Source organism: Nitrospira sp., assembly GCA_029194665.1.
Taxonomy (GTDB): domain Bacteria; phylum Nitrospirota; class Nitrospiria; order Nitrospirales; family Nitrospiraceae; genus Nitrospira_D.
Genome location: JARFXO010000001.1, coordinates 95,383 through 108,796, shown reverse-complemented (window position 1 = coordinate 108,796; position 13,414 = coordinate 95,383). Strand labels below are relative to the sequence as shown.

The following is a 13,414-nucleotide window of genomic DNA, read 5'->3' as shown; positions in this document are numbered from 1 at the left end:
ATGAACAATTTACGTGGCAAAGGCATTGTGGTTGTGGCCATTCTCTTGTGTACGCTCTATATTGGCTACCGATTCTATGGAGAGCAGCAAGCAGCTGCGGCGTTGCAGGTGAACACCCTTGAACGCGCCATACCGGCGGTGGCCCTCACGCAGGCGCGTCCAGGCGAAGCGACTGACACCATTACGCTTCCCGGCAATATACAAGCCTGGTACGAGGCGCAGATCTTCGCGCAGGTCTCCGGTTATGTGAAGATGTGGCACAAGGATTACGGCGCACAGGTGAAAGAGGGCGAGGTCCTTGCTGAGATCAACGCCCCGGCGCTCGACGCACAATATTCCCAAGCCAAGGCGGATCTTGACACCGAGCGCGCCAAGTATGTTCTGGCTGAACTGACCGCGAAACGCTATGTGGCGTTGCGGCCAAATCAGGCGGTCTCCGAGCAGTCGATCTCGGTGCAGGTTCAAGAGGCAAAAGCACAACAGGCGCGAGTCAAGGCTTCGGAACAGAACGTCAGGAACTTCGAGGCGCTGATCCGGTTCAAGACGATCGTCGCCCCCTTTGAGGGTGTGGTGACCGCGCGCAACATCAACGTCGGCAACTATGTCAATAAAGAAGCGAGTCCGGAAGGAAGCGCAGGCGCCATCAGGGACCTCTTTACCGTAGCCGACGTCACCAAGATGCGCTTGTTCGTCAGTGTGCCGGAGACGTTCGGGCCTTTTCTGAAGCCTGGCTTGACGGCCGACGTGACCGTACCGCAATTTCCTAATCGGCATTTTACGGCCCAGTTTCTGACTGTCGCCAAGGGATTCGATGTGAGCACACGCACTGCGGTCACGATCTTTACGATCGAAAACGATGACCGTGCCCTCTGGCCCGGATCGTATGCGACTGTTCGTATCACCGCGCCGGTCGAAAAAAAGATGCTGACGATTCCGTCGAGCGCGATGGTGTTCCAGGAACATGGCACGCAGGTGGCCGTGGTAACGGAGGACGACCAGGTGCACTTCAAGCCGATTGCTGTCGCCAGAATTCTCGACAACACCGTCGAAGTAACAGATGGGATTTCGACCAGCGACCGCATCGTGAACAACCCCAGCGCCGCGTTGCTCGAAGGCACCAAGGTGCGCATCGTCACACCCGCTCCCGGCTACGATCTCGTCACGGGCGAGAAGCGGGCACCGGAAGCGGCCGCACCCAAGCAAGACTCATCGGCGAAGCCGTTATGACATTTGAGCGTCGAGAGATTGGAGCGATTGTGTACCCATGAGAAGACCAACGAGATCGGAGACATTGTGTCTTGTTCGCGCATGCCTGGAGCGCTGCAGCCTGGTACTGGTGGCGCTCCTGCTGCCGGCGTGCAGTGATTGGTTACCGCGCGCCAATCTGGCGCCGACCTATGAGCCGCCGCAATACGTCGTACCGGCGTCGTGGCATGGCTCCAGTCCCTTCGTGGAGGCCACTCCGTCGGATACGGAACTGCGCCCGGATTGGTGGAAAGCGTATAACGATCCGGTGCTGAATAAGCTCGTCGAGCAGGCCATGGAGGCCAATCCGGACCTCCAGGCCGCCGCCGAGCGGTTCGTGCAGGCCCGTAACATCATGATGAAGGCCCGGGCGCAATACCTGCCGCAGATCGGGATCGAGTTCGGCGGGTCCCACAACCGGCAGTCGTTTGAGCGCCTCTTTCGTCCAGAAAATAGCCCGTTGCAACAAGCCACGATGGAACTGGGTGGGTTGGCCTCCTGGGAGTATGATTTATGGTCGGCGCTTCGCAATACCGCCCAGGTGGAGACCTACCGCGCTCAAGAACGGGCCGCCGACTGGGGTCTCGCCCGCCTGAGCCTTCAAGCGGAGGTGGGGACGGACTATTGGCTCCTCCGGGGCTTCGACGCCCAGACCGCCATCTACGTGCAATCGATCGACCTCTACAAAAGCACGCTCGACCTCGTCAAATCTCAGTTTGCCGGCGCGATCGCGTCCGCCCTCGATGTCGCCCGGGTGGAATCGCTGTACTACAGCACCCAGACGAAACTCGCGCAGGTGCAAGCCCAACGGCAAGTGACGGAACAGGCGATCGCCATCCTGCTCAATGTGACGCCGACCAGTTTTACGATTGACCCGATCAACGAACTGCAGGTCGCCAGCTTTACGGTGCCGCGGACCCTGCCCGCCACCTTGCTGGAGCGCCGGCCCGACATCGCGGGCAGTGAGCGCCGGATGGCCCAGGCCAGCCGGGCCGTCGGGATCGCCCGGGCCGCGTTTTTTCCCAACCTTGCGTTTCGGGCGGATGGCGGCTTTGAAGACGGCTTCAATCTGGTCAAGCTGGCCAATAGTTTCTGGGCCTATGGCGCCGCCGTGTCGCTCCCGGTGTTCCAAGGGGGCTATCGCCGCGCCCAATTGAACCAGGCCTGGGCGGCCTATCGCGAAATGGAGGATCTGTACCGGTCGACCGTGCTCAACGCGTTTCGCGAGGTCGAGAACAATTTGACTCTGACGAACCGCCTGACCCTCGCGGCCGATCGGCAGGACGCCGCCGTGGGCGCGTACTTCAAAACGCAGAATCTCACCATCGAACTGTACCAGGGCGGGCTGGCGTCCAGTTTGGAAGTCATTTACGCCGAGCTCCAGACGCTGCTGGCGCGCATCGACGCGGTGCAAATCAAGGCCGACCTGCTGCGCTCCTCCGTCGCCCTCATCCGCGCCCTGGGCGGCGGGTGGAACCGGCAGCAATTGCCCTCGGACGAGCAGATTCAACCGTTTGGGACGTTCCAATATGTCAAGATTGACAAATCGACTCCCGCCGGCGGGGCCGGCGGGATCATCGCGGGGCATCCCGAGAATAACCATTTGTACAACGATCTGACCAAGCCCGCCGTGCGGCAACAATGAGGGGTTGCATCGGCAACCTGCACGGCGGTAGAACAGGACCAGGGTCGCTGGCCTGGAACCCACGAGAGCGGATGCACGAACGAAGGGAAGGCGAGCGGGCTCAGCGAAGAGCACCAGTTCGAGCCCACCCATGGCTCAGTTAATTGCCTCCAGAACGCCTCGACTGACGCTCAGGACCGTGGCCCCTATCCGTAATAGAGCGGGGCCACGAGCACAGATGGTGGTCCATTGGCCCAGAAACTGAGCCCTGAACCGGCACTGAGACCGGCACTGAGATAGGTGGTCGGGAGGGGGAATCACCCGTGGGGGTTGGAGAGGGCAGATCTCACAAACCATTCGGACGAGAAGGATGAGAACAGATGGATAAAACGCAGATGAGAACCCTCATCATTGTGGCCCGAGACTCGATGTTAGGGGACTTAGAGGAGCTCCTGGGGCGAAACGGGGTCAAGGCCTACACAGTTCTGAGCAACGTCTTGGGAAAGGGGGTCTCGGGTCGTGTGTATGGGACCTTCCTCAATCCCGAAACCAATACGATCATTTTTGCGGTGCTCCCCTCCGACCATGCCGATCAGGCGATCACGGCGCTGCAAGCCCTGCATGCCACACGCAAAGCGTCGTCCCATGACACCCCGATTCCCCTCAAGGTCTTTTCGTTCCCTTGTGACGAGCATGTGTAGCGTCGTGGACGGAAAAGCTATACTGTGTCTCTCTAGCAACCTGCTGGACCGTTGGATCAAAGGACTGAGCCAGATTCGCGGCTTGCCGGTTGATAGACGAATCGGCCGGCTCTTCTCAAACAGAGCCTTTGCCGTCAGGGTTTAGTGCCTTTCTTCCCGAAATATTCTTGCCTACCCACGGCCACGTCGGAGACGAGCATAAGTCCAGCATGCCGATCGAAGAGCGGACGGAGACCCGCGAGAATCGGTTCGACTTTGTCTTCGGGCACGACGGTCAAGATGATTTCGAGGCTCTCCTGTTCGCTCGACATGAAGTGCGCCTCCCGCACGCCGTGGTGACCCTTTCCGGACACGTTGCCGATAATCGTGTAGCCGCTCGCTTTCACTCGATCCAACAGATCGGTGACGAACGCTCGGTGTTCTCCCGCGACGATCACGCGGATTTCCTTCATCTGATGCAAGGTTAATCCCATCAATACACTCCTTTCACGGGCTGGTTTCTATCCCTTCTCGAACCGATGCCCCTTCTAAGGCTATTACGATCGGGTGCCACGTCCCATCGGGACGATAGCGATACCAAACCCGGTCCTCGGGATCGAGCACCACCAGATGGACCCACTCGTTGTGATAATAGTGCTGAAGTATTTCATGGCGCGCAATGAGTTTCTCGATTCCTTTCCGTGGAACCTCAACGATCGTCAACAGTCGCATCGGCTCGTGGTACGCGCCTTCGCCGCTCATGACGGTTTGTCTGGCTAATCCAAGCCGGAGATCGCTCCATGGCCCGGACATGATCCCGAGCCGACCAACCACATTATGGTAGATCTTGCTCCCACTGCCGTAGACCTCGTTGTCCACCGCGGAAAAGTAGTGTTCCATGTTGATCCACTGCGCCACGACCTGCGGGGCTGTGAGCAACACTTCAAGCAGTCGATTACTAGGATCTTCTCGATAATCGTACGATTGCAGGAAGACGCGGCCCCCCAGGTCTAAGCCTTTCGTCAGTTCGCGCCGCCCGATGAGGAACGACGTATTGTTTGACAGGCCCCATTCCGGTCTGACTTGACTCCAGTCCACGCTCCGCCTGCGGACATGCGCCTCGGCTTCCTTCTCCGTGACACCTGGTTGGATATCGGGAAAACGACCACAGCGTTCTTGACTAGTGAGCGCGGAGGCTTCTTTGAGGTCTTCTTGGAGTCGAGCAATGTCCGCGCGATGGGTGGACGGAGCGTCTTCGAGGTCGAAAAGCTGTATGGCATCGGTCGTCGTGTCCATCTGACCGGCGAGAAAATGCGTATCGGATGGGATGTCGATCCCATGTTTGGCGATTCGCTCGCGGACTTTGAGATTATTCGCCATCACCGCGAGGGCACGTGCATTGGGCTTACCCTCATTGCCGCCGCAGGCTCCGCAATCGAGCGCGGATTCGTAGGGATTGTTGTCCGACGTGCTCCCATGGGCGCAGAAGAGGACGAGTCGCGCGAAGTTCTTGGTCAGCCCCATCATACGAAGTGCCGTATCGACGGTCATGACCTGTTCTTCCAAGGTGAAACCGGTCCTGGTGAGCCGTTCCCTGTGTCGTGACGTCGATCGCGCCGTCAGGTCGTATTGCCGCCGCAGGGTTTCGACAAAAGCGTTGATCGTCTCCGGCGTCAGTCCAACCCGCTCAATCTCTTCCGCATCGATCGGCGGCTCCGGATCTCCGTCCGCCGTCAGCGCGCGCTGGCGCAAGCCTTCGACAAGCGCGGGCGTGATGCGGAAACCCCGGAGTCCGAGCTGCTCGTGTAAGGCCTCTCTGATCACGGCCTGTTGTTCCGTTTCGAGCATTTCCGCCGTTTCACCAGGCGCCAGCTTGTCTATCGTCAACGTAGTAGCCAGAGAGGGAACGAACAGGCGTCGCAACCAGGCGGTCCAGCGCTGATAGAGGGCCGGAATCAATGTCTTGCCGAAAATCGGCAAGCCGTAAAACCAGCCGAGCGATTCCACCATAACATAGGGGGTCACGACATTTTCTTTCAGATCGTGCAAGAGGGTATGACCCGCATGCACCCACTTGGCCCGCGCCGCGTGCAGCGATACCTTCTGATCGAGATAGCTGCGCGGAACCTCCCGGACCTCATTCTTCGCCCGCATGATCACCGGGAACTGTTCGGTATCATGCTCCTTTCCCCAAGCCCGATAGCGTATGAAGGCGGCAAAGAAGCCGGCGAAACCATAGGTCTCATGTGGGCCGACCGATTCGAGATGGCGACGGAACGGTTCGGAGCGCACGTCGATACAGTAGACCGATTGTGAGGACGGGCGCGCCGGCTCAGCGGGAGCGGTCTTCTCAGTACGCGCGCGTAATTGTCCTAGCAACTGTTCCTGGTAGCCAGCCTCCAGGGCCTTGAGCCACACCGGTCCATGGTCTGATTCGGGAAACGCTTCCATCCAGTCGACGACTTGCGTGAGGTCCGCAGGGACACTTTCGACGAGAGCGGTTGCATCAATGTTCAATGAACGGGCCAAGGCGAGAAGTCGACGCGCCGCCGCGCGACGAACGGCCGCCTGCAGACGGGGTATGACTTCGGCACGATACCTCCCGAGGACATCATTCCAGTTATGCCCCTTCCGATGCGAGAGCCGGTCGACTTCCTCGGCGTAGAGAGCGGGCAACCGTCCTGTCACCCGCTGCCGTCGGAGATAATATTCTTCTGGATAGTCGCGCATATAGGCCATGACGGACTCGTATCGTCCGTCGATGCCGAGCTGGTCCTTGCAAGTCTGTTGGACCAATTCTCGCGCGTACCAGAGACGGATCGCCAGAAACTTCACGAGACCGACCGGGTAAGCTTGCTGCCAGGGGTAGTCACGTTCTTCTCCACGCCACTTGATGAAGCCGGCCCAGCCTGGCAGCGCGGTCAATTGTAACGATAAGTAATCTTGTAATAGATCGGAGGGAATCCCCATCGCATCCAGGTGTTCGAGGAGGGCGTCTTCGGGATGGTCCGGCAGCCGGGCGATCTTCCTGCAACTATCTCTGATTCCACAGGGAGACCATTCGTGGGAAGCCATGGCCTTCCAGGCTTCATACAGACCCTTTTCACGACCCGGCATGGTCCAGGTGGCATGACCTTCGTCCAGGAAGGCGCCGCACCACTTGATCATTTGTTCATTGATCTGAGGGACGATTTGTGTGCCGAGCGTATCGTCGCACCAGTGCGAAAGCGTAAGCCATCGGCACAGCGCGCCTTGGTTCTCATCCACGACCTTGCGGACTCGATCATCCAGTGAGAACGGACGGAGGACGAGCTCCAACTTACGGACGAGGGCCTCGATCATCGGCCTGTCGGGATCATCGAGTTGATCGTCAAGCGGTTCGATGGCCGGAGCACAAAGTCCTTCAGCCAGACAGGTGCGCAAAACCGAACCCTGCGTGACCTGGTGCGATCCGATGGTCACAGGTCGATCGATGACTCGCGTCTGGAGTGCGTCATCGAGATGAGTCGGGCGGATTCGACCGGTCTTGAGGTACTCACGATACAGATGGCCGGGAAGGTAGCCGTTGCCGTTCATAAACTGCTTCCCTCGCTTGACGGCTTCTTCAAACGGCAAATATTCGATGCTGTGCAAGGGATTGTGGTGCACGAAGGTCCGCATCGGCCAGTACTGCGCGATGACTTCCCCCGCAAGGCGGACGACGCCGCGCAATTCCATTCGCCTGGATTCACTGTCAGGAACGTGCCCTAGCGGTTCCATGAGAGAGGTTGCTCCATAGCGGCAGTCTCATTCGGAGTCTGATCCGGCGCATACAAGCTCGTCGGGGCCAAGCCGAGCGCCAGCAACGCCAGCACCACGATCAGCAGGGAAGTAAATTCTGGATGACGGAGATCCGCGTAGCGCAAATCTGACCGGTGGGCGCCGAAGAGCAGCTGTTGCACCATCTGCATGATATACCACGAGGCGGCCAGCCAGGCCGCGAGCGCGATGAACAGGCCGATCGTTGAAAAGGGCGGAGCGGTCAGCAGCAACCCCATGAACCCCGCGAAGACCCCGAAGGGAGGAATTCCCATCGCCGCAAGACCCAACAGAGATAACAAGACCGCATATTTCGGCATCGCCGCGGCCAGGCCCCTGATGGCCTGCGGGTCCACATCATCGCCGTATCTGGTGCGGATCACCTGCCAAGCCACCAACAATCCGCTCGTCGCGAGACCGACTGCTCCGGCCAGGACGGCCGCGCGCGCGTTCGCCCTGTGGGCCCCAGCCACAAACCACCAGAGGATCGAAAAGAACGAGACGCTGCCGTAGCCGACCAAGAGGCGGACACGCGACTGGGCTAATGCCTTGATCGCACCGTACAGAGCGCTAATCAGGGCCGCCAGGCTGATGAACGCGACAAAGTCGTCCGGCATCGTCGGCATGGCTGTCGCCAATTCGTGAAGGCCCAGCACCGGCAACAGCAACACAATAAACGACGGCAAGCTACCAGGCAGCCTGGTCAGAGCTGTGAGGTAGCCATGATGAAAAGGCATGAGCGGCAACAGCACGGCACAGGTCGCCAAGGATGCCACCGATGAGATAGGCGGTCCCGTCATGAGAGAAAGTCCCGCGCCCCCGACAGCGACCGCGAAGCAGCCGATACCCCACCAGGAGATGGGCCAAAGCGTGGTGTGGTGTCGGTATAGGAGGAGCATGATGGTCAGCATGACCGAGATCAGGCACAACAGACCGACCGAATTCCCGGCGGTGAGCAGGCCCATTCCCAAACCGAGAAAGACCAAGGTCATGATCCAGGAGAGCCGATGGGTTTCGTGAACCGGCTGGCCTAATGCGGACACCACGGCTGCGAGCGGCAGCAAATAGAGCGGTAAGAGACCATCGGGTGGAGTCGGAAACCATTCGGCAACTCCGGCGATCGACGCCAGGCTGATGACGGACCAGACGATCGTGGACATCCTCACCCGGTAGGGATCGGACCAACAGGCCAGACACACGAGCGCACCGACAAACGGAACACCGGTCAACAGCCATGGTATGAGCAGATCCGTCATCGAGACCACCCGCGTTCCAACTTATCAATCCGATGAATCAGTTGCGCTGCCATCGAACCGATCACCTGATAGAGCTCATCAGCGTAGATCCGATTCAGGAACACCGTATAGAGCCGAGCTCTGATGTCGTCGATCCAGGCCGGCATCCAGACCGTCCGACCGTGGGCACGCATGTACAGGTAGGTCCAGCCCAAGATCGTCATGAGCGCGGCGATCACGACAATGAGGTCGAAGAGCCAATCCGGGAGATCGGCGGCCTTGAAGTACGCGGCCACCTCTTCCGGATTCGGGTAGAGAAATGACGTGAACGATCCGACTGCGATCAGATAGACGAACACGATGAAGAGGAGCGTCAGCAACATGGCGGACGAGACCTTCCATGAGGCCACAGCGCGAAGTCGCGTGAGCGTCAAGATCGCTTGCGATGACGTGATCCAGATGAAAAACAGGATAATGACGTTTCCATGGGATTCCAGCAACGGAATGTGCAGGACTCCGTGCGTGACCAATAGGATAACCAACGGAATAAAGAGTGTCGTCACAAAGCCGGTCGACCACGTTAAGCGGGAGAATCCCACCTCCTCGCCCTCATGGTCCACATGGGGAAAATGGGGCTCCTGTCGCGCCTTATGGATGACGTTGCCGCAATTCAAGAAGACGGTTGCCTTGAACAATCCGTGGGCGATCAAGTGGAACACGGCCAGCGAAAAGGCTCCCAAGCCGCATTCCATGATCATGTAACCCATTTGGCCGATCGTCGAGAAGCCGAGCGTCTTCTTGATGTCGGTTTGCGCCAGCATCATTGTGGCGCCAAGGGTGGCCGTCAGGGTTCCGATGATAAAGGCCAGATGCAGCGTGGCTGAACTCATTCCGAAGAGCGGGGCGAGTCGGTTGATGAGAAAGCCTCCGGCGTTGATGATGCCGGCGTGCAACAATGCGTGGACCGGGGTGGGGGCGAAGAGCGAGCCCGGCAGCCACAGATGCAGAGGAAACTGAGCTGATTTGCCCATCGCGCCGATGAAGAAGAGCAAGGTCACCGCCGTTGTCGCGTTGATATCCATCCCAGGCAGAATCGAGAGGGTCATGGGCGTGGCGGCCGCTCTTGCAAACAGCTCTTGGAATTCGAGGGTCCCGTAGAGTTGATAGGCGAGGACAATGCCGGCAAGAAACGCCGTATCGGCGATACGCAACAGCGTAAACGTTTTGAACGCGCCGGCCAACGTCGCGGCATGCACATGGTTGTGCGCGAGCAAGTAGAGCAGGTAGCTGAGGAGCTGCCAAAAGAGAAACAGCATCATGAGGTTCCCGCTCGAGACCATGCAGATCAACACGAAGTCCGTCAGACAAATCAAGGTGAGATACCGGCGCGCATGACGATCCTGGTACATGTAGCCGGTCGAGTAGCAGTAAATGATGGTGCTGACGCCGGTGATCAACGTCATCATGACCGCGCTCAGCCGATCGACATAGAAACCGATGGGAATAATGAAGGATGCGACGGAAGCAGGATCGTAGAACCGAACGGTGACGGGTCCCTGCGATGAGACGAGGGTCAGCGTGCCGATGGCACCCAAGAAGGCCAGACCGACGAGACAGGCGGCAGCCTTCGTGTGGATGGAACGTGTTGTGTCACCACCCCTCATCACGACGCCGGCGGCGATGAGTAAGAGAAGCGGGACAATTAGCACGAACGACAGGAGCATGGCATTCTCACGGATGGTTGAAAGCCTTCGTCTTCTCTCAGTCAGGCGCCAGGCCCACCTCGCGCAACGGTGGGCGGCTAACCATTAATACGGGCTCTCTCTATTCGTCAAGCAGAGACTCGGCGCCGATCCCTCCTCATGCGCCGTTGTCCGCCTCGCCGCTCTGTCTTCCGAGATGCTGCGATCTCACCTCCACGTCGCCATGCCGGTGCCGATCAAATCGAGCGTTCGCGGGCGCGCTTATCCAAGCGTTGAATGGCGGATGTGAGGGTGTGACTGACTCGATAGAGGATCGCGTCCATATAGAGTCGATTCAGGAACAGCACATAGAGGTGAAACCGGACGCTGTTAATCCAGGCCGGCGTCCACAGGGTCCGGCCATGGGCCCTCATGTACAGATAGATCCAGCCCCCAATCGTCACCATGGTCGATGCCACGAGCAGGAGGTCGAAGAGCCAGTCCGGAAGATCGCCGGCCTTGAAGTATGAAGCAACCTCGTCGGGGTTGGGATACAGGAACGCCGTGAACGATTCAACGGCAAACAGATAGACAAACACGATGAACAGAAGGGTCACCAGCATCGCCGCAGACACCTTCCAAGATGCGACGGCCCGCAAGCGGGTCAGCGTCAAGATCGCTTGCGAGGACGTGATCCAGATGAAAAAGAGAAAAATCACGGTGCCCTGAGACTCCAGCAGTGGAATATGTAACACGCCGTTAGTCGCAAATAGAATCAGCAAGGGAATCAGCAGGGTCGTGAGAAATCCCGTCGTCCAGGTTAGAGGCGAATAGCTTTCCTCTTTCGCCTCCTGTCCTGGATGCGGGACTACCGGTTCTTGTCTCGCCTTGTGAATGACATTCCCGCTGTACAAGAACACCGTCGCTTTGAACAGACCGTGGGCGATCAGGTGGAACACAGCCAACGAGAAGGCTCCCAAGCCGCATTCCATGACCATGTAGCCCATTTGGCCGATCGTCGAAAAACCGAGCATGTTCTTGATGTCGTTTTGCACCAGCATCATGGTTGCGCCGAGAATAGCCGTCAACGTCCCGATGACGAGGGCGATGTGCAGAGTGGTGGAGCTCATCCCAAAGAGCGGGGCGAGGCGATTGATGAGAAAGCCCGCGGCATTGATGATACCCGCGTGGAGTAAGGCGGTCACGGACGTCGGGGCATAGAGATAGCGGGGAAGCCAGCCGTAAAATGGAAACTGAGCGGACTTACTCATTCCGCCGACAAGGAGCAGCAAGGTGACTGCCGTCGCCCCGTTGAATTCGAGACCAGGGAACAGGGACACGGTGGCCGTCGATTGCACGGCGACGGCAAAGAGGTCAGGAAATTCCAGCGTGCCGTACAGCGAGTATGCGAGCACGGTCCCGCCCAAGAAAGCGACATCACCGACCCGCAAGAGCGTGAAGGTGCGAAACGCACTTTTCAGCGTCTCTTGGTGGCTATGATTGTGGACGAGGAGATACAGGAGGTAACTCAGCACCTGCCAGAGGATGAACAACATCAATAGATTCGCGCTGGACACCATGCAGAGGAGGACAAACAGGGCCACCCCGATCAAGGCGAGATACCGCCGCTCGTGCAAATCCTGGTACATATACTCGACGGAGAAGGTGTAAATGATCGTGCCGATGCCCGAGATCAACACCATCATGATCGCGCTCAACCGGTCGACGTAGAGGCCGATCGGGACGGCCAACACCGTGGACGCGACCGGATCGTACAATCGAAGCGTAATCGGGCCTTCCGTGGCCACCACATACAACGTGGCGATGGCGCCGCAGAAAGCCGCGCCGATCGGCCAGCCAGCGATCTTCGCGCGAGCGTGGCGCGTGGCTTCTGGACCGACGCTCACGATAAGAGCGGTCACCAATGGAAGCAGCGGCACAAGCAACACAGCCGACATCATCACCTCAAGGATTCTGAAAACACAAAAGCCAACCGCACGCTCGATTTGCGATCGAGGCATGTCCGGTTGGCTTGTACTGCGACCGGCCACTCGTGCGAACTGCCGGCCACCCTACGGCCCATCATCCAAGAATCAGGCGCTCTTGCCCGTCCCACTAAAAATCATGGGATGGACAACATGGCCCTGTAGCTGATGGCTTCATGAATAATATGGTGCAAAGGATAGCGTCAAGCCTGAACTAGCGGATGAGGGCTTCATTCCATGAGAGTTCGAACCGAAAGGCCCACTGCTGGTCCTGCGATGGACACAAAGGCCTACCGGGATAATTACTTCTGCGGCAGGTCTTCCCCTTTCGACATCATGGCATTCCACATGAAAAGACGATATGCCTGTCCGCCAATTAACCCTCGTCCTGAGGGAAGCAAGAAGCTCCTCGCACCGTGACCTCGGATGTCATGTTGATCCCCGTTTTCCCTTTCTCCACGATTCGAAGTAACTGAAATTTGCAGCGAATTACATCTGTTTGGCCTGTGACCTATTCTGTCACGACCCACCGGTATAATAACTCCCGTCTGATAAACCGGCACGTGATGGCTCTGGGTGACGAGCAGGAGTGGCATACAGAGAATCCTTAACCCTTGAATGGGTCATTGATTCTTGATGAAGGCGGCGCGATGCAATCGTGCAAGTGTGAGGAGGGAACGATGAAGGCTGCAACAACGTTGATGGTTCTGCTGCTAATGGCCTTGGCCCACGTCGGAGCGGAAGATCTCGGCAATCTCAGTGCGAATCCGTTTCTCTACGAGTCCACCGCCAATCCATTCGGCAAAGGCAGCCCCTTCACGCCGAACGGCATCAACAACCGCTTCAGCCCCTACGGCAGCCCCTTCAGCAATAAATCGGCCACGAATCCCTTCGCGACCGATGCTCCTCGGCTCTACGATCAGCAGGGAAACTATCGCGGCAAGCTGAGCGCGAACCCATTCGATCCCGACTCCACGAGCAATCCCTACGGCCGGTATGGCCCGCCGTTTGCGCAGGATTCGATCAACAACCAGTATGGCGCGGGCAGCCGGCTCAAGCTCGATTCACCGAACAATCCATTCGGTTCGGGCTGGAGAATTGAAGGACGGTAGGGTCCTTTGTGCCTGGTATGGCGGCCGAACGTCGGATCCATAAGAATTAGGAG

General features: G+C 58.4%; 9 protein-coding genes. 4 read left to right on the top strand and 5 right to left on the bottom strand.

Features of this window, described 5'->3' with window-relative positions:
- From P0119_00485 to P0119_00475, 3 genes are all read left to right on the top strand, one after another.
- Positions 1 to 1,227, top strand: coding sequence for an efflux RND transporter periplasmic adaptor subunit (locus P0119_00485; GenBank protein ID MDF0664528.1), 1,227 nt, complete (start codon positions 1 to 3; stop codon positions 1,225 to 1,227).
- Between the two features lie 109 nt (positions 1,228 to 1,336).
- A complete protein-coding gene (locus tag P0119_00480) occupies positions 1,337 to 2,890 on the top strand; it encodes an efflux transporter outer membrane subunit (protein MDF0664527.1) in 1,554 nt (517 codons plus the stop codon).
- A 359-nt stretch (positions 2,891 to 3,249) separates the two neighbouring features.
- Positions 3,250 to 3,570, top strand: a complete 321-nt coding sequence (locus P0119_00475; protein MDF0664526.1) for a hypothetical protein — start codon at positions 3,250 to 3,252, stop codon at positions 3,568 to 3,570.
- 134 nt (positions 3,571 to 3,704) lie between these two features.
- Here P0119_00475 and P0119_00470 read toward each other — a convergent pair whose 3' ends face one another.
- From P0119_00470 to P0119_00450, 5 genes are all read right to left on the bottom strand, one after another.
- The gene (locus P0119_00470) at positions 3,705 to 4,043 is read right to left on the bottom strand and encodes a P-II family nitrogen regulator (GenBank protein ID MDF0664525.1); all 339 of its coding nucleotides are present in this window, start codon (positions 4,041 to 4,043) and stop codon (positions 3,705 to 3,707) included.
- Between the two features lie 13 nt (positions 4,044 to 4,056).
- A complete protein-coding gene (locus P0119_00465; GenBank protein ID MDF0664524.1) occupies positions 4,057 to 7,308 on the bottom strand; it encodes a DUF2309 domain-containing protein in 3,252 nt (1,083 codons plus the stop codon).
- Entirely contained in the window at positions 7,296 to 8,603 is a 1,308-nt protein-coding gene (locus tag P0119_00460; GenBank protein ID MDF0664523.1) for a proton-conducting transporter membrane subunit, read from the bottom strand. Before P0119_00460 ends, P0119_00465 begins: the two co-directional genes overlap by 13 nt.
- Complete coding sequence (locus P0119_00455) at positions 8,600 to 10,306, bottom strand: proton-conducting transporter membrane subunit (GenBank protein ID MDF0664522.1); 1,707 nt, start codon at positions 10,304 to 10,306, stop codon at positions 8,600 to 8,602. The genes P0119_00460 and P0119_00455 overlap by 4 nt, the downstream gene beginning before the upstream one ends.
- Before the next feature lie 215 nt (positions 10,307 to 10,521).
- Positions 10,522 to 12,285, bottom strand: a complete 1,764-nt coding sequence (locus P0119_00450) for a proton-conducting transporter membrane subunit (protein MDF0664521.1) — start codon at positions 12,283 to 12,285, stop codon at positions 10,522 to 10,524.
- Between the two features lie 644 nt (positions 12,286 to 12,929).
- Between P0119_00450 and P0119_00445 the strand changes: the two genes are divergently transcribed.
- Positions 12,930 to 13,361, top strand: a complete 432-nt coding sequence (locus P0119_00445) for a hypothetical protein (protein ID MDF0664520.1) — start codon at positions 12,930 to 12,932, stop codon at positions 13,359 to 13,361.
- The last annotated feature ends 53 nt before the right edge of the window (positions 13,362 to 13,414 follow it).